Raw genomic sequence first — 15,614 nt, 5'->3', positions numbered from 1 at the left:
CTACCACCGCCGCCCCGGACGCCCCGAGGGGCGTCCGGAAAGGCGAGGGGCACCGGGAGTCCTACGCCTGGGTGAGGCCCGCGGGGGTGACCCCCTCGACCTCCATGCCCTCCGGCGCGAGCAGGAAGACGTTCCGGTCGACGCGGTGCATACCGCTGCCGAGCCCGAACACCACACCGCTGCTGAAGTCGAGAATCCGCTTGGCCACGTCCGTCTCCGCCGCCGTCAGGTCGAGCAGCACCGGCACCTGGGCGACCAGGTACTCCGCGACCTCGCGGGCGTCCGCGAAGACCTGCACCCGCAGCACCACCAGGCGGCGCTGCTCGGCCGCACGTTCGTCCGGGACCGTGCGGTGGTCGATCCGGGACGGCCACTCGTCGCGGCCGCGCAGGGGTACGACCTGGGCCAGCCCCTCCCACTGTTCGTCGGTGGCGTCATATCTGTCGTACCTGTCGTACCTGCTCACAGGGCCACCCCGTCGTCGAGCCGGGCGGGTCCGCGCCGGCTGCACTCACTGTTCATCGGCCAATCCTCTCGCCCCTCACCCGTTCGGCGTACCAACGACACGGCGAAGGACCGGATCGGGTCGGTCTCACACCGTCATCACACGGACCGTCATCACACGGACCGCCGTCACCCGGAACCCGTGATCACCCACACCATGATCACTCACACCGTGATCACCTGGACGCCCGCCTCCCCGAACCGGTCCCTCGCCTCGGCCGTGACATGGGAGTCGGTGACCAGGACGTCGACCAGACCGAGGTCGCAGACCCGGGCGAAGGCCCGCTTGCCGATCTTCGAGGAGTCGGCGGCGACCACCACCCGCTGCGCCCGCTCCGCGAGCAGCCGGTTGACGCTCGCCTCGCCCTCGTGGTGGACGTAGGCGCCGCGTTCGATATCGATGGCGTTCACCCCGAGGACCGCGACGTCGAGCGTGATCTCGTTCATCACCCCGACGGCCAGCGGGCCCGTCAGCTCGTACGACTGGGGCCTCGCCACCCCGCCCGTGACGACCATCTTGATCTGCGGCCGGATCGCCAGTTCGCTCGCGATGTTGAGCGCGTTGGTGACGACGGTGAGCGTCGGCGCGCCGCCCGCCACCGCCGTCTCGCCGACGATGTCGGGGCGTACCGCCAGCGCGCGGGCCACCTCGGTCACCGTCGTACCGCCGGTCAGGCCGACCACCTCGCCGACGGCGACGAGTCCGGAGACCGCGCGGCCGATGGCCTGCTTCTCGGGGGCGTGGCGGCCGGTCTTGTAGCGCAGCGCCAGCTCGTAGGAGACCCCGTGCGCGACCGCCCCGCCCCGGGTGCGGGTGAGCAGGTGCTGTTCGGCGAGCTGGTCGAGGTCGCGGCGGATGGTGGCGGGCGATACGGCGAGCTCCGCCGCCGCCTCCTCGACCTCCACCCTGCCGTGCCTGCCGACCAGCTCCAGCAGCGCGTCCCACCGGGCGTCCCTGGCCACGTGCGTCTCCTCCTCCGCCGTCCGGTGCCGGGCGCCACGCTTCCCGGGAACGCGGTCGCCGGTGGCCGGACCGCCGCAAGCCTCGCACAGGAGCCCGGCCGGTGGTGCCCGGCGGGGCCTGAGGGATCATGGACGGGCAGGACGCGGCCTGCCCTCCCTCCGCGCACCCGACCAGCACCGCCGGAGACCCCCCATGCAGCTCGCACTGACAGCCGCCGCCGAGGAACCGCAGGGCGGCATCGCGGGCTGGGCCACCGACCTGGTCGAGACGTTCGGCGGGCCCGGCGCGGGCCTGGCCATCGCCCTGGAGAACCTGTTCCCGCCGCTGCCGAGCGAGATCATCCTGCCGCTGACCGGGTTCGCCGCGGCGCAGGGCGTGCTCAGCCTGGCCTCCGCCCTGTTCTGGACGACGCTGGGCTCGGTCGTGGGGGCGGTCGCGCTGTACGGGCTCGGGGCCGTGTTCGGCCGGGAGCGGATGCACGCCCTGTGGGCCAGGCTGCCGCTGGTCAAGCCCTCCGACCTGGTGCGTACGGAGGAGTGGTTCGCCCGCCACGGCACCAAGGCGGTGCTCCTGGGCCGGATGGTGCCGGTCTTCCGGAGCCTGATCTCGGTGCCCGCGGGTGTGGAGCGCATGCCGCTGCCGCTGTTCGTCGGGCTGACGACGGTGGGCAGCCTGGTGTGGAACACCGTGCTGGTACTGGCGGGTTACTGGCTCGGCGACCGCTGGGACGTCGTCGGGACGTACATCGGCATCATGTCGAAGGTCGTGCTGGGCCTCGCCGCGCTGGCGCTGATCTGTTACGTGGTGATGCGCGTCCGGGGCCGCGACGGCTCCCGGCGCCGCGAGTGAGGCGGTGCCGGGAGCCGGGGACGGGCGCTCAGGACTCCTCGAAGTAGGCGTCCAGGACGGCGTCCAGCTCGGCCGGCCACTCCTTGAGCCGGGCCCGGCTCTCCGCCTCGACCTCGGCGTTGAACCAGCGCGGGCCGGGCAGGTGCACGGTCACGGTCAACCGGCGGCCGAAGCGGGCCGGGGTGATCTCCACCGCCCCGATCTCGTCCCAGCCGAACTCGGCCTCCTGGTCGTCCAGCCGGAACGTGATGCCCTCGGCGGCGACCCGGATCGAGCCGCGACGGTCGCTGACCTCGAAGACCGGCCCCTCCCCGGCTTCCTTCTCCTCCGCTTCCGCTTCGGTGCCTGCTTCCGCTTCCGCGTCGGCATCGGCGTCGGCACCGGGAGCCGCCGCGTCTGCCTTCTCGGACGCTTCGGGAGCTTCGTCGAGCTCCGGGTCCGTCTCCGGTCCGGCCTCCGCTTCCGGTTCGGCCTTCCGGGGCCCGGCGGCTGCCGTCAGGCCGGGAAGGGGGATGAACGCCGGGTCGATGCCTGCGGCGAACTCGGGCTTCTTGTTCGAATCTATGCTCTGCTCCACGGCGGGCAGTATGGTCCACGAACCTGTACGTGACCAGTCGTCACCGTCTCCGGCACCGCGTTCCGGTCCCCTCTTCCACGCTCCGCGGCCGAACTCCCTTCCTTTGAACGGGAGAAAGCTCTGCCCACACACAGATAATTAAGGTTAGGCTCACCTAATTAAGACAGCCTGTCTGTAACGGGGCTGTGCGGAAGCATGCCCGGAGGAGGCGCGTGCGCATGGAACACGACGACGGTCCGCAGCGGGAACCGGGACCGGCACCGGGACCTGACGGCGAAAAGGGACAGCCGGAGCCGGACAGGAAGCAGGAGCCGGAACCGGACAGGAAGCGGGAGAAGGAGGAACAGGCGCGGGGGCGGGCCGCGCTCGCCGCCATGCTCGCGCCGGTCCGGGCGCGCACCCGCCTCGCCATGGGGCTCCAGATCATCGGTGCGGCGGCCACCGTCGTCCCGTACATCGCCATCGCGGAGCTGGCCAAGGCGCTGCTCGCCCCCGGCCCCACCGACGCCGACGCGGTGCGCGCGGCCGTGCTGATCGCGGTGTTCGGGCTCTCCGTACGGGCCCTGTTCGGCGGGGTGGCGCTCGCGCTGACCCACTTCGCGGACGTGGCGCTCCAGGCGTCCCTGCGCCGCCGGATCGTGGAGCGGCTGGGGCGCGCCCCGCTCGGCTGGTTCACCGCCAACTCCTCGGCCACCGTCCGCAAGGCGGCCCAGAACGACGTGCACGACCTGCACTACCTGGTCGCCCACAGCGCGGTGGAGACCACGGCGGCGCTCACCGTGCCCGTCGTGGGGCTCGGCTACCTCTTCTGGCTCGACTGGCGGCTCGCCCTGCTGGCCCTGGCCACGCTGCCGGTCTACGCGGGGGCGTACGCGTACATGATGAAGGACTTCGCGCCGCAGATGGGCCGGCTCAACGCGGGGATCGCCGCGATCAACAAGGCCATCGTCGAGTTCGTCGCCGGTATCGGGGTCGTGAAGACCTTCGGCCGGGCGGGCGAGGCGCACGCGGGGTACCGGGAGGCGGCGACGCGGTTCGGCGAGCACTACAGCGGATGGGTGCGGCCGATGCTGAAGCTGGAGGCGTACTCCTCGATGGCGGTCTCGCCGCCGGTGGTGCTGCTGGTGAACCTGGCGGGCGGGGTGTGGTTCGTGCACGCGGGCTGGGTCTCCCCCGTCGACGTGCTCACCGCCTCCATGGTCGCGCTCGTCATCCCCAGCGTCCTCGTCACCCTCGGCTTCGGCGCGCAGGCCCGGCGCGAGGCCACGGCGGCGGCACGGCGGATCGCCGCCGTCCTGGAGACGCCCGTGCTGCCCGAGCCGGTCCGCCCCCGGGAGCCCGAGGGGCACGAAGTGGTGCTGGAGGGCGTGTCGTTCAGCTACGACGGGACCGCCGACGTCCTCAAGGGGGTGAACCTGCGCCTCACCCCCGGGACCGTCACCGCGCTGGTCGGGCCCTCCGGCTCCGGGAAGTCGACGCTGGCCTCCCTGGTGACCCGGTTCCACGATGTGACCGGCGGGCGGATCACGATCGGCGGCGCCGATGTGCGCGAGATCCCGTCCGAACGGCTCTACCGGCACATCGGCTTCGTCCTCCAGGACGTCCAGCTGCTGCGCACCAGCGTCCGCGACAACATCCGCCTCGCCCGGCCGGACGCGAGCGAGGAGGAGGTGCGCGAGGCCGCCCGCGCCGCGCAGATCGACCGGCGGATCGAGGCACTGCCCCGCGGTTACGACTCCGTCGTCGGTGAGGAGGCCGTCCTCTCCGGCGGTGAGGCGCAGCGGATCTCCATCGCGCGTGCCCTGCTCGCCGACGCCCCGGTCCTCGTCCTGGACGAGGCGACCGCCTTCGCGGACCCCGAGTCGGAGGCCGCCATCCAGGACGCCATCGCCCGGCTGGTCCGGGGCCGGACCGTCCTGGTGATCGCGCACCGGCTCCCCACGATCGTCGAGGCCGACCTGATCGCCGTCCTGCGCGAGGGCCGGCTCGTCGGACTCGGCCGCCACCCCGAACTCCTCGCCGAGGACGGCCTCTACGCCCGGATGTGGGCCACGCACGAAAGGGCAGTCGTATGATCCGCGACCTCACCGCGGTCCTGGGGAGCGCCCACCGCGCCGTCCTCTTCCGCTATCTCGCCGCCCTCTTCGCCTACGCGGTGGCGCAGGGGCTCTCCGTCGCCCTCCTGGTGCCGGTCCTCGGCGACCTCCTGACCGGTGACACCGGGGGCGCGGCCCGCTGGACCGCGTGGCTGGCGGGGGCGGTCCTCGTCACGCTGGGCCTGCACTACGTGCAGGCGATGCTGGGCTTCCGGGTGGCGCTCGTCATCCTCACCACGCTCCACCACCGGCTGGGCGACCATGTGGCGTCCCTGCCGGTGGGGTGGTTCGACGGGACGACGGTGGGGCGGCTGACCCGGATGGGCACCAAGTCGGTGCTGTCGATCGCCGGGAGCTGCGCCCATCTGCTGCAACCGCTGGTGACCGGGGTGGTGACCCCGGCCGCGGTGGTCGTGGTGATGCTCTTCCTGGACTGGCGCCTGGGGCTCGCGGCCCTGGTGTGCTCGCCGCTGATCCTGTTCGCCGCCCGGCTCTCCGTACGGCTGCTGAACCGGATGGACGAGATCGACGACGCGGCCGGGGTGGAAGCCTCCGGCCGGGTGCTGGAGTTCGCCCGCAACCAGCCGGTGCTGCGCGCCTTCGGCCGGACCACGGACGGCTACGCGCCGCTGGAGGCCGCGCTGGAGAGGCAGCGGGCGGCGTCCCGGAAGCAGGTGTGGATGTCGGTGCCGGGGATGCTGCTCGGCGGCTTCGCGGTGCAGATGTGCTTCTCGGCGCTGATCGGTGTGGGTGCGTCGCTGGCGCTGCGCGGTGCGGTGGACCCGGTCGAACTGGTGGCGTTGCTGGCCCTGGTGGCCCGTTTCGCCGGACCGCTGGCGGAGGTCGGGGAGCTCGCGGCGGTGGTGCGGACGACCCGCAACGACATGGGCCGGGTGCGGGCGGTGCTGGAGGAGCCGCCGCTGCCGGAGCCGGAGCGTTCGGCGCCGGTGACGGTCCCGGGCGCGGTGGAGGTGGACGGGGTGCGCTTCGGCTACCCGGGCCGCGGGGAGTCCGGTGACGTGGTCCTGGACGGTGTCTCGTTCACGGTCGCCCCGCGTACGGTGACGGCCCTGGTCGGGGCGTCCGGTTCGGGCAAGACCACGCTGACCCGGCTCATCGCCCGGTTCTTCGACGTGGACGCGGGGACGGTACGGGTCGGCGGGGTGGACGTGCGCGACCAGTCCACGGCCGCGCTGATGGAGCAGCTCTCCCTGGTCTTCCAGGACGTCTACCTGTTCGACGACACCCTGATCGGCAACATCCGGGTGGGCCGCCCGGACGCGGACGAGCAGGAGGTGCTGGAGGCCGCCCGGCTCGCCGGGGTGGACGAGATCGTGGAACGGCTGCCCGACGGCTGGGAGACCCGGGTCGGGGAGGCGGGGACCTCGCTCTCGGGCGGGGAGCGGCAGCGCGTCTCCATCGCGCGGGCGCTGCTGAAGGGCGCGCCGATCGTGCTGCTCGACGAGGCGACGGCCGCGCTGGACCCGGAGAACGAGGCGTACGTCCAGCGGTCGATGGACGCGCTGAGGGCGACGAGCACGCTGCTGGTCGTCGCCCATAGGCTGTCCACCGTGACCGGTGCGGATCAGATCGTCGTCCTGGACGAAGGACGGGTGGCGGAGCGGGGGACCCATCAGGAGCTGATGGCCCTCGACGGGCGGTACGCCCGGTTCTGGAACGAGCGCCGCCGCGCGCTGGGCTGGCGAATCGCGACCACCGCCGGTGGAAACGGCAGCGGCACCTCATGAAACAGACCCCCGGCAGGCCCGGCAGGCGTCCCGGGCGGGCCCCTTCGCTGACCCGGGACGCGGTCGCCGAGGCGGCGCTCGCCGAGGGCCTGGCGGTGTTCAGCATGCCGGGGGTCGCGGCCCGGCTGGGGGTCAGCCACTCGACGCTGTACCGCTATGTCGACAGCCGGGACGATCTGGTGCGCGCCGCGATCGAGCGGGCCGCGGCGCGCACCGGCTGGCCCCCGGCGGACCTGCCCTGGCGCGAGCTGCTCACCGCGTTCGCCGACGCGGTGTGGGCGGCCTGCGACGCGTTCCCCGGGCTGGCGGAGGTGCTGCTCACCACCCCGGCCGCGCCGCCCGTGATGGTCGACCGGCTGGGCGGGTACGGCGTGGCGCTCGTCCGGGCGGGGCTCTCCACCCGGGACGCGGCGGTCGCCGTGGACTTCGTCGGGGACCTGGTGCTCTCCTCGGCGGTGGCGATGCGGGGCCTGGACCGTACGGTGCCGGACGCGGCGGGCACCCCGCGCACGGCCCGGGAGCAGTACCGGGACGCCTGGGCGGCGGCGCCGCCCGGGGCCCGCCCGTTCGAGGCCGAGTTCGCCGCCGAGGAGACCTGGCACGGGCGCGGCTGGTTCGACGACAAGCTCGCCATCTTCCTGGACGGCCTGGCCACCCGGATCACCCCTGAGACCCCGCGCACCCCCCTGTAGACCCCGCGCACCCCTGAAGTCACCGCGCAGCCCCTTGTAGGCGCCGCGCACCCCCCTGAGGAGAACGTGTGAACCGTACGGTCCTGACCTTCGACTCCCTGGCCCGCGGTCTCGCGGAGTACGGCGATCCGCACGGCCGGCCGGTGGTGATGCACCACGGGCTGCTCGGGGACGCGGGGCTGCCCGCTGTCTGGGACACCCTGGCCCGGGACGCGGGCGTCCGGCTGATCGCGGTGGAGCGCCCCGGGTACGGCGCGTCCGACCCGGCCCCGATGTCGGCCGTGGGCGACTGGACCGGGCATCTGCTGCCGGTGCTGGAGGCGTGCGGGGTGGACGCGTTCGATGTGCTGGGCCTCTCGGCGGGGGCGCCGTACGCGTACGCCCTGGCGGCCGGTCTGCCGGAGCGGGTGCGGCGGGTGTGGGTGCTCAGCGGGCTGCCGTACGTCCCCGACGACGCGGTCCGCCACCGCTACCCCGAAGAGGCCGAGCCCGTCTGGACGTTCTACCGCGAGGCGCCCGAGGCCGAGGTGGTCGCCCGGTTCGCGGGGGCGGCCGAGCGGATGGCGGAGGTGTTCGCCGGGTCGCCCTGGGTACTCGCCTCGCTGCCGGGCCTGGCCGCGCACGGCTGGCGGGGGCCCGCCCGGGAGGTGCGGCTCCAGACCCGCCCGTGGGGGTTCGTCCCGGGCGAGGTGGCGCAGCCCGTACGGCTGTGGCACGCACCGGGGGACGGGGAGGTTCCGTTCCCGGCGGCGGAGGCGACCGCCGCGCTCCTCCCGGCGGCCCGGCTGACAAAGCAGGAGGCGCCGGACCACCTCCCGAGCGAGGAGACCTTGCGGCAGCTGTTCGGGGAGTTGAAGGCCGCGAGCCTCTAGAGCACTCCCTTGCGCCACTCCCGTATCAGCAGATAGCCGAGGTACGCACCGCCGATCGCCATGGTGTAGATGCCCACCGGCAGGTCCTCGAAGAGCGGCAGCTGCTGGGCGCAGAGGTCGGCGGCGACCAGCAGCAGAGCGCCCGTGAGGGCGGAGAGCAGCAGGTGGGGGCCCGACCCCCGGGTGAGGCGCCTGGCGATCTGGGGGGCGGTCAGGGCGATGAAGGCGATGGGTCCCGAGACGCTGACGGCGGCGGCCGAGAGGGCGATGGCGAGGACCACGGCGAGGGTCTTGGCCTTCTTCGGTTCGGCGCCGAGCCCTTCGGAGATGTCGTCGCCCATCTCGCCGATGTCGAGCCGCCGGGAGATCAGCGCGGTCAGCGGGGCGACGGCGAGCAGGACCAGCCAGATGGTGGTGGCGTCGGCCCAGGAGCGGGCGGTGAGGCTGCCGTTGACGTAGGCGGTGAGCACGGATGCCTTGTCGCGCTCCAGGGCGTAGACGACGTACTGGGTGACGGCGGCGCTCATCGCGGCGACCCCGATACCGGCGATGACGAGCCGGACGGGGTTGCGGAAGCCGGTGCCCGTGGAGACGTACACGAGGGCCATCGCGGCGACCGCGCCGATGAGCGCGCCGACGGCGACCGGGACCGTGCCGGGGAACATCAGCGCGCAGATCGCGGCGCCCGCACCGGCTCCGGCGGAGAGCCCGATGACGTCGGGGCTGCCGAGCGGGTTGCGGGTGACGGACTGGAACAGCGCGCCGGAGAGGCCGAGCGCGGCGCCGACCCCGATGGCGACGGTGAGCCGGGGGCCGCGCAGCCGGTTGAAGACGAAGCGGTCCTTGCCCTGGGCGTCCCCGAGGAGGGCGGCGGGCAGGTCAGCGAGGTCGAGACCGAGGCGCCCCCAGGTGAGCGTGGCGACGGCGGCGGCCAGCAGGAGGACCAGGAGCCCGGCGAACGCGAACACGGAGGCGCGGCGCATCGGCACGGCCACCGCGCGGCCGACGACCAGATAGCCGCGGGGCGCCTTGACGGGCTTGCGGAGGGGTTCGGTGGTGACGGTCATGTCGTGCCCCGCATCCTGCGTACGGCGATGAGCAGCGCGGGTGCGCCGATGAACGCGGTGACGACGCCGACCATCAGCTCGGTGGGGCGCATGACGGTCCGGCCGATCACGTCCGCGAGGAGCAGCAGGGTCGGGCCGAGCAGCGCGGAGAAGAGGAGCTGGACCCGGAAGTCGACGCCGACCAGGGCCCGTACGACGTGCGGCACGGCGAGGCCGACGAAGGCGATCGGGCCGACGGCGGCGGTCGCGGCGGCGCTGAGCAGGGTGGCGGCGAGCAGCCCGCCGCCCCGGGTGCGGGCCGGGTTGGAGCCGAGGGCGACGGCGGTCGCGTCCCCGAGGGCCAGGGCGTTGAGGCCGGGGCCGAGGGCCAGGGCGAGGAGGAAGCCCACGGCGGCGAAGGGCAGCACGGACCAGAACACGTCGAAGTCCCGGCCGCCGAGCGCCCCCACGACCCAGTAGCGGTAGCTGTCGAACACCTGCGGCTTGCTGAGGGTCACCGCCTGGATGAACGCCATCAGGACGGCGGTGAGCACGGCCCCGGCGAGCACCAGGCGCACCACGCTCGTCCCCGTACCGGCGGAGCCGATGACATGGACGAGCACTCCGGCGATCAGTGCGCCGGGCAGCGCCCACCACATGGTGTCGGTGGCCCCGGAGGCGCCGAGCCAGGCGGTCGCGGCGACGATGCTCGCGGAGGCGCCCGCGTTGATGCCGAGGAGGCCCGGTTCGGCCAGCGGGTTGCGGGAGACGCCCTGCATGAGGGTGCCCGCGACGGCGAGGCAGAGTCCGGCGAGGACACCGAGGGCGGTACGGGGGTAGCGGCTCTCGATGATGGTGGTGACGTTGTCGTCGGCGGTTCCGCCGAAGAGGCCGAGCACGCCGAGGACATCGCCGAACGAGGTGGAGCGGCTGCCGAACATGACGCTCGCGCAGAGCGCGACCGCCAGTGCGGCGACCGCCGCGACCGTCATGAGCAGGAGGAACGCCGGCCGAGCGGCACCGGAACGGGAGGTTCCGGCGCCGCTCGGCGGTGCGGCCGTGGTGGTTGCCATGGGAGTGAAGTGTGCCTGGTGACCTCGGCGGTCCGGATACCCGGCCGGGGTTACTTGCCGGCCGTCTTGACGGCCTCGTCGATGATCGGCAGGTAGCGCTCGATCGTCCACGGCACGGTCAGCGGGTTGATGATCGAGGAGGCGGTGACGAAGGAGTTGTCGTTGCTCGCGACGACGGCGCCCTTCTTGATCGCGGGGATCGCGCCGTACAGCTTCTGGCCCTCGATCTCCTTGCGGTTCTTCGCGTCCGTGTAGAACGTGAAGATCACATCGCTGTCCTTGAGCTTCTCGGCGTTCTCCAGGCCGATGAGGGCGGAGTCGGTGCCGGGGGTCTCCTTGAAGCCGTTGACGACCGGGTCGACCTTCAGGCCGAGCGAGGAGACCATCTTGACGCGCTGCTCCTCGGGCTTGAAGACGCCGAGGGTGCCGGGGCCCGAGTTGTAGATGTAGGAGAAGGTGACGTCCTTGTAGTTCGGCCGGGTGGCCGCGGCGTCGGAGAGCTGCTTCTCGATCTTCGTCTTGAGGGCGTCGGTGTCCTTGGTGCGGCCGAGCGCCTTGCCGATGATGTCGATCTGCTGGTCCCAGTCGGTGCTCCACGCCTGGTCCGGGTAGGCGACCGTGGGGGCGATGTCCTTGAGGACGTCGTACTGCTTCTGCGTGATGCCCGACCAGGGGGCCAGGATGACGTCCGGCTCCAGCTCGGTGATGGCCTCGAAGTCGATCTCCTCGCCGCCCGTGAACTGCTTGGGGAGCTTGTCGCCGGACTTCTTCACGGCTTCGTTGATCCACGGAAGGTAGCCGGACTTGTCGCTGCCCCACGGGTAGCTCTCGATGCCGACGGGGGTCTGGCCGAGGGCTATCGCGGTCTCGGCGGAACCCTGGCCGAGGGTCACGATGCGCTTCGGCTGCTCCTCGATCTTCGCGGTGCCGAGCGAGCTCTTGATCGAGACGGGGAAGGCGCCGGCACTCTTGCCCGTGTCCTTCGCCGCGTCCGCGTCTTTGCCGCTGTCGCCGTCCGAGGAGCAGCCGGTCAGGACGACGGCGAGGGCGACGGCGGTGGCCGAAGCGGCGAGGGTGTGGCGACGCACGCGGGTGAAGCCGAGCATGGGTGTTCCTCATGGTTGGACGAGCAGTGAGAGTTAGGCAAGCCTAAGCTAAACGTGCGGGGGCTCGCCACGCCCCCCTCCCCCACCGCCTCGGAAGAGCCGCACGGCCCACGGCCCCCGGGCCGCGGCCAATCCTCCCGCCGGGCGGCTCCGAATCACTGGTGAGAGCCCGTCCGGACTCCCGTCGCACGGCAGGTGGGACCCATGACCCAGACGCGATCACTGCTCACCCCCGATCTTCCGCCGCGCTTCGCGACGCCGGACCTCCCGGGGGCCCGCGTTCCGGTCGGCCCGCCGCCTCCCGGCCCCTCCGCCGACGCGCCGCCGGAAGCGGCCCTCACCCCCTCCCGGCCTCGTGCAGCGCCAGCCACACCCGGTCGCGTGTCAGCGGGAGTTCGGTGAACCTGATCCCGGTGGCGTCGCGCAGCGCGTTGGCGAAGGCCGGGGCGACCGGGTTGAACGGGCTCTCGCTCATCGACTTGGCGCCCAGCGGGCCGATCGCGTCCGAGGTCTCCATGAAGTGCACCTCGGTGCGCGGCACATCGGCGAACTGCGGCAGCCGGTAGCGGCGGAACGCGGCCGTGGTCACCTCGCCGCGCCCGTCGAGCCGTACGTTCTCGAAGAGCGTGGCGCCCAGCGCCTGCGCCACCCCGCCCTCGACCTGGCCCCGGCACTGCATCGGGTTCATCACCTTGCCCGCGTCGGCGGCGTGCACGCTGCGCAGGATGCGGATCTCCCCCGTGCCCGGGTCCACCGCGAGCCGGAACCACTGCGCGTTGAACGCCACCGAGCGCGGCGATCCGCCCCAGTGACCGTCCGCGAGAAGCTCCCGCCCGGCCGAACGGGCCGCCTGGAACAGCTCCTTGAGGCTGACCTCCCGTCCGGCGCACTCCACCGCCTCCGCCGTCAGCCGGCAGTCGCCCACCGCCGCCCCCAGATGGTGCGCCGCGAAGTCCAGTATCTGTACGGCGAGTTCATCGGCGGCCTTCATCACCGCCTTGCCCGCCACCACCGTTCCGGCCGAGGCGAAGGCGCCCGTGTCGTGCCGGACCACATCGGTGTCGGACTGGCGGATCGCGATCCGGTCGACGGCCGTGGAGAGGGCCCCGGCGGTGATCTGTTGGTGGACGGTCGTGGTGCCGTTGCCGAACTCGGCGGTGCCGACGGCGATGTCGTACGTGCCGTCCTGGAGCAACTTCACCGTGGCGTCCGCGAAGTGGCCGCCGGGCGGACCGGTGGCGATCATCGACATGCCGGTGCCCTGACCGACGAGCCAGCCCTCCGGTACGTCGTCGCCGGGCCCGTCCCCGTACTGCTCGATGGCGTTCCGTACGACCTGGAGGCACTGGTCGAGACCGTAACTGGCGATCTCCAGGTCCTCTTCCTCGCCGCCGGGACTGACCATGTGCTCGCCGGGGCCGATGATGTTCCGCTCCCGGAAGACCAGCGGGTCGACGCCCGTGCGCCGGGCCAGTTCGTCCATCACCGATTCGACCGCGAAGACGACCTGGCCGAGGCCGTAGCCCCGGAAGGCGCCCGCGGGAACGGAGTTGGTGTAGACGGAGTAGGCGTCCACCTTCTTGTGCGGGGCGCGGTAGACGGCCATCGACTCGCCGACGCTGTGGAACATCACGGCCGGGCCGTGGTTGCCGTACGCCCCGGTGTTCGCCACCACGCGCAGCTGGAGCGCGGTCAGCGTGCCGTCCGCCCGTGCGCCCGCCCGGACATGGACGGTGAAGGGGTGGCGGGTGGTGGCCCCGTAGAACTGCTCGGCGCGGGTGTACTCCAGCTTGACCGGGCGGCGCAGCCGCATCACGGCGAGCGCCACGATGTCCTCGACGATCATCTCCTGCTTTCCGCCGAAGCCGCCGCCGACCCGGCCCGCCAGCACCCGTACCTGCTTCAGCTCCAGCCCGAACAGGGCGCAGAGAGCGCGGCGGGTGAGGAAGGGGGTCTGGGTGCTGGAGCGTACGGTGAGCCGTTCCTCACCGTCCTCCCCGTTCTCGTACCAGGCCACCGCGCCGTGCGTCTCCAGGCTGGCGTGCTGGACGCGCTGGGTGCGGAAGGTCTCCTCGTGGACGGCGTCCGCCTCGGCGAAGCCGTCCGCCACCGAGCCGATCTCGCCGTGGACCTCACCGACGACGTTGTTCCCGGGGCGGGCGATGCGCGACTCGGGCCCCTTGTCGTGGACGACCGGTGCGCCGGGGGCCATCGCCTCCTCCGGGTCGGTGACGTAAGGGAGTTGCTCGTACGTCACCTCGATGCGGCGGCACCCCTCCTCGGCCGCCGCCTCGCTGTCGGCGACCACGGCGGCGACGCGCTGGCCGATGTACCGCACGGTGTCGTCGAGCAGCCGGGTGTCGTCGGGGTCCTCGGTGGGGTGTTCGTGGCGGGCGGTGGAGTAGAGGCGTTCGGGGGCGTCGTGGTGGGTCAGGACCAGGTGGACGCCGGGGACGCGGAGGGCGGCGGCCGTGTCGACGGCGAGGACGCGGGCGTGCGGGTGCGGGGAACGCAGGAGCTTCATGTGGAGGAGGCCGGGGACGTCGAGGTCGAAGGTGTAGCGCGCGGTCCCGGTCACCACCTGGGGCCCGGCCGGGGCGCCCAGGTTGCGGCCGACGGCCCGTCCGGCGTCCGGCTCCTCGGTGTGCCGTACGCCGCGCACCGCGTCCTCGATGGCCCGGTAGCCGGTACAGCGGCAGATGTTGCCCTTGAACGCCCGGGGCAGATCGGCCAGTTGCTCGTCGTCCAGGGCGGCCGTCGTCATCAGGTACCCGGCGGTGCAGAAGCCGCACTGGAAGCCCTGCGCTTCGAGGAACTTCCGCTGTACGGGGTGGAGTTCGCCGTCCTCGTCCGCCAGCCCCTCGACCGTGGTGACGGCTCGCCCCTCGGCGCGCACGGCCGGGTAGAGGCAGCTGTGCACCGGCTCCCCGTCCACATGGACCGTGCACGCCCCGCAGTCCCCCGCGTCACAGCCCTTCTTGACGCCGAACCAGCCGCGCTCGCGGAGGTAGGTGCGCAGGCACTGACCGGCGCGCGGCTCGTCCGCGAAGGGCCTGCCGTTGATGTGGATGCCGTAGCTCATCCCGCCGCTCCCCCCGAAGTCAGTTCCCGGCGGATCTCCTCCGCGAAGCGGAGCGTCATGTACCGCCGCCACGCGGGCAGTCCGTGGATGTCGTCGAACCAGCCGTCGGCGCCGACCGCGGAGTCGACGGCACCGCGCAGCGCGTCCCGGTCCGGCGGCAGCGGGAACCAGAGGCGAAAGGGCCGGACCGTCGCCGCGCTCACCGTCACGGCCAGCGAACCGTCGGCCGGGTCCAGGGCCCCGATGACCAGCACCCCCGAGCGCCCGAGCCCGTAGAGGGACGCCTGGCGGAACGCCGTACGGGAGGCGAGGGCGCGGGCGGGCAGGGTGACCGAGCGCAGCAGCTCGCCCTCGCCCAGGTCCTTCCGGCCCGCGCCGAGGACGAAGTCGGCCACCTTCACCCGCCGCAGCGAACCGTCCTGGGCACGCAGCAGACAGGTGCCGTCCAGGGCGGCGGTGAGCGAGATCATCGGTCCGGCGGGCAGGGCGTTGCAGAGGTTGCCGCCGACGGTCGCCATGTTCCAGATCTTGAAGGAGGCGAGAAAGGCCCGGCAGCACTGTTCGACGAGCGGGGCGGCCGGGGCGCCCCAGGCGCGCCCGAACCGGGACAGCCGCGCGATCGTGCAGGTCGCCGCCAGCTCCAGCGAACCGTCCGGCAGTTCGCGCACCGGCTCCCAGCCCGTCCGGCTCAGGTCCACCAGCCGCCGCAGGTGCGGCTGCGGTTCGGAGAAGAGGTAGGTGCCCCCGCCGAGCCAGGCGTCGCCCGGCCGCCAGGGAACGCGGCTGCGGGCGTCCCGCACTTCGAGCACCGTGTTGAGGTCCATGGCGTCAGTGAAGCGCCGGGGCGGGGGCCCGCACGACTGGTTCACCGTACGGAAATACACCAGGCCGAAGCCGTAACACTGGAGGATCAACCAAGAGGTGTTTTCCTCTTCCAGCCTGGCATTTACGATGCGGTAACACGCATTGACCTCGTGAATGCGCTACGGCGAGTGTGGCGCCCGG

Annotated in this window: 13 protein-coding genes; 5 read left to right on the top strand and 8 right to left on the bottom strand. The window is 72.6% G+C overall.

Annotation, left to right across the window (positions count from 1 at the left end; translation table 11 throughout):
* Nucleotides 1-61: 61 nt before the first annotated feature.
* Both B7C62_29120 and B7C62_29115 read right to left on the bottom strand, forming a co-directional pair.
* Nucleotides 62-466 (bottom strand): cell division protein SepF, encoded by a 405-nt coding sequence (locus tag B7C62_29120; GenBank protein ID ARF75874.1) that lies wholly within the window; start codon nucleotides 464-466, stop codon nucleotides 62-64.
* 203 nt (nucleotides 467-669) lie between these two features.
* Entirely contained in the window at nucleotides 670-1,467 is a 798-nt protein-coding gene (locus tag B7C62_29115) for an alkaline phosphatase (GenBank protein ID ARF75873.1), read from the bottom strand.
* 193 nt (nucleotides 1,468-1,660) lie between these two features.
* Between B7C62_29115 and B7C62_29110 the strand changes: the two genes are divergently transcribed.
* Complete coding sequence (locus tag B7C62_29110) at nucleotides 1,661-2,317, top strand: hypothetical protein (protein ID ARF75872.1); 657 nt, start codon at nucleotides 1,661-1,663, stop codon at nucleotides 2,315-2,317.
* A gap of 28 nt (nucleotides 2,318-2,345) precedes the next feature.
* On the opposite strand, the gene B7C62_29105 is transcribed toward B7C62_29110, so the two are convergent.
* Nucleotides 2,346-2,894, bottom strand: a complete 549-nt coding sequence (locus B7C62_29105) for a hypothetical protein (protein ID ARF75871.1) — start codon at nucleotides 2,892-2,894, stop codon at nucleotides 2,346-2,348.
* 218 nt (nucleotides 2,895-3,112) lie between these two features.
* On the opposite strand from B7C62_29105, the gene B7C62_29100 reads away from it, so the two are divergent.
* From B7C62_29100 to B7C62_29085, 4 genes are all read left to right on the top strand, one after another.
* Nucleotides 3,113-4,969 carry an ABC transporter gene (locus tag B7C62_29100; protein ID ARF75870.1) on the top strand — a complete coding sequence of 619 codons (1,857 nt, stop codon included), beginning with the start codon at nucleotides 3,113-3,115 and terminating at the stop codon, nucleotides 4,967-4,969.
* The gene (locus B7C62_29095; GenBank protein ARF75869.1) at nucleotides 4,966-6,738 is read left to right on the top strand and encodes an ABC transporter; all 1,773 of its coding nucleotides are present in this window, start codon (nucleotides 4,966-4,968) and stop codon (nucleotides 6,736-6,738) included. The genes B7C62_29100 and B7C62_29095 overlap by 4 nt, the downstream gene beginning before the upstream one ends.
* Nucleotides 6,735-7,430, top strand: a complete 696-nt coding sequence (locus B7C62_29090) for a TetR family transcriptional regulator (protein ID ARF75868.1) — start codon at nucleotides 6,735-6,737, stop codon at nucleotides 7,428-7,430. The genes B7C62_29095 and B7C62_29090 overlap by 4 nt, the downstream gene beginning before the upstream one ends.
* A gap of 68 nt (nucleotides 7,431-7,498) precedes the next feature.
* Nucleotides 7,499-8,302: an alpha/beta hydrolase gene (locus B7C62_29085; protein ID ARF75867.1), complete on the top strand. Its 804-nt coding sequence runs from the start codon at nucleotides 7,499-7,501 to the stop codon at nucleotides 8,300-8,302.
* On the opposite strand, the gene B7C62_29080 is transcribed toward B7C62_29085, so the two are convergent.
* The 5 genes from B7C62_29080 to B7C62_29060 form a co-directional block, all read right to left on the bottom strand.
* Nucleotides 8,299-9,369, bottom strand: a complete 1,071-nt coding sequence (locus B7C62_29080) for a ferrichrome ABC transporter permease (protein ID ARF75866.1) — start codon at nucleotides 9,367-9,369, stop codon at nucleotides 8,299-8,301. The genes B7C62_29085 and B7C62_29080 overlap by 4 nt on opposite strands.
* Nucleotides 9,366-10,421 carry an iron ABC transporter permease gene (locus B7C62_29075; GenBank protein ID ARF75865.1) on the bottom strand — a complete coding sequence of 352 codons (1,056 nt, stop codon included), beginning with the start codon at nucleotides 10,419-10,421 and terminating at the stop codon, nucleotides 9,366-9,368. Before B7C62_29075 ends, B7C62_29080 begins: the two co-directional genes overlap by 4 nt.
* Before the next feature lie 50 nt (nucleotides 10,422-10,471).
* Nucleotides 10,472-11,527, bottom strand: coding sequence for an iron ABC transporter substrate-binding protein (locus tag B7C62_29070; protein ARF75864.1), 1,056 nt, complete (start codon nucleotides 11,525-11,527; stop codon nucleotides 10,472-10,474).
* Between the two features lie 337 nt (nucleotides 11,528-11,864).
* Nucleotides 11,865-14,609: an aldehyde oxidase gene (locus B7C62_29065; protein ARF75863.1), complete on the bottom strand. Its 2,745-nt coding sequence runs from the start codon at nucleotides 14,607-14,609 to the stop codon at nucleotides 11,865-11,867.
* On the bottom strand, nucleotides 14,606-15,433 hold the full coding sequence (locus B7C62_29060; protein ARF77418.1) for an FAD-binding molybdopterin dehydrogenase: 828 nt from the start codon (nucleotides 15,431-15,433) through the stop codon (nucleotides 14,606-14,608). Before B7C62_29060 ends, B7C62_29065 begins: the two co-directional genes overlap by 4 nt.
* Between the last annotated feature and the right edge of the window lie 181 nt (nucleotides 15,434-15,614).

The sequence above is a fragment of the Kitasatospora albolonga genome (assembly GCA_002082585.1).
GTDB lineage: Bacteria > Actinomycetota > Actinomycetes > Streptomycetales > Streptomycetaceae > Streptomyces > Streptomyces stephensoniae.
Note: the sequence above shows the minus strand (reverse complement) of the source record. Positions and strands in the feature narration are given on the sequence as shown.

What these genes read in the sequence shown, in the direction of transcription:
- B7C62_29100 (ARF75870.1), top strand. Translation starts at nt 3,113, where the DNA reads ATGGAACACGACGACGGTCCGCAGCGGGAACCGGGACCGGCACCGGGA.
- B7C62_29080 (ARF75866.1), bottom strand. Translation starts at nt 9,369, where the DNA reads ATGACCGTCACCACCGAACCCCTCCGCAAGCCCGTCAAGGCGCCCCGC.
- B7C62_29065 (ARF75863.1), bottom strand. Translation starts at nt 14,609, where the DNA reads ATGAGCTACGGCATCCACATCAACGGCAGGCCCTTCGCGGACGAGCCG.
- B7C62_29110 (ARF75872.1), top strand. Translation starts at nt 1,661, where the DNA reads ATGCAGCTCGCACTGACAGCCGCCGCCGAGGAACCGCAGGGCGGCATC.
- B7C62_29075 (ARF75865.1), bottom strand. Translation starts at nt 10,421, where the DNA reads ATGGCAACCACCACGGCCGCACCGCCGAGCGGCGCCGGAACCTCCCGT.
- B7C62_29090 (ARF75868.1), top strand. Translation starts at nt 6,735, where the DNA reads ATGAAACAGACCCCCGGCAGGCCCGGCAGGCGTCCCGGGCGGGCCCCT.
- B7C62_29070 (ARF75864.1), bottom strand. Translation starts at nt 11,527, where the DNA reads ATGCTCGGCTTCACCCGCGTGCGTCGCCACACCCTCGCCGCTTCGGCC.
- B7C62_29060 (ARF77418.1), bottom strand. Translation starts at nt 15,433, where the DNA reads ATGGACCTCAACACGGTGCTCGAAGTGCGGGACGCCCGCAGCCGCGTT.
- B7C62_29095 (ARF75869.1), top strand. Translation starts at nt 4,966, where the DNA reads ATGATCCGCGACCTCACCGCGGTCCTGGGGAGCGCCCACCGCGCCGTC.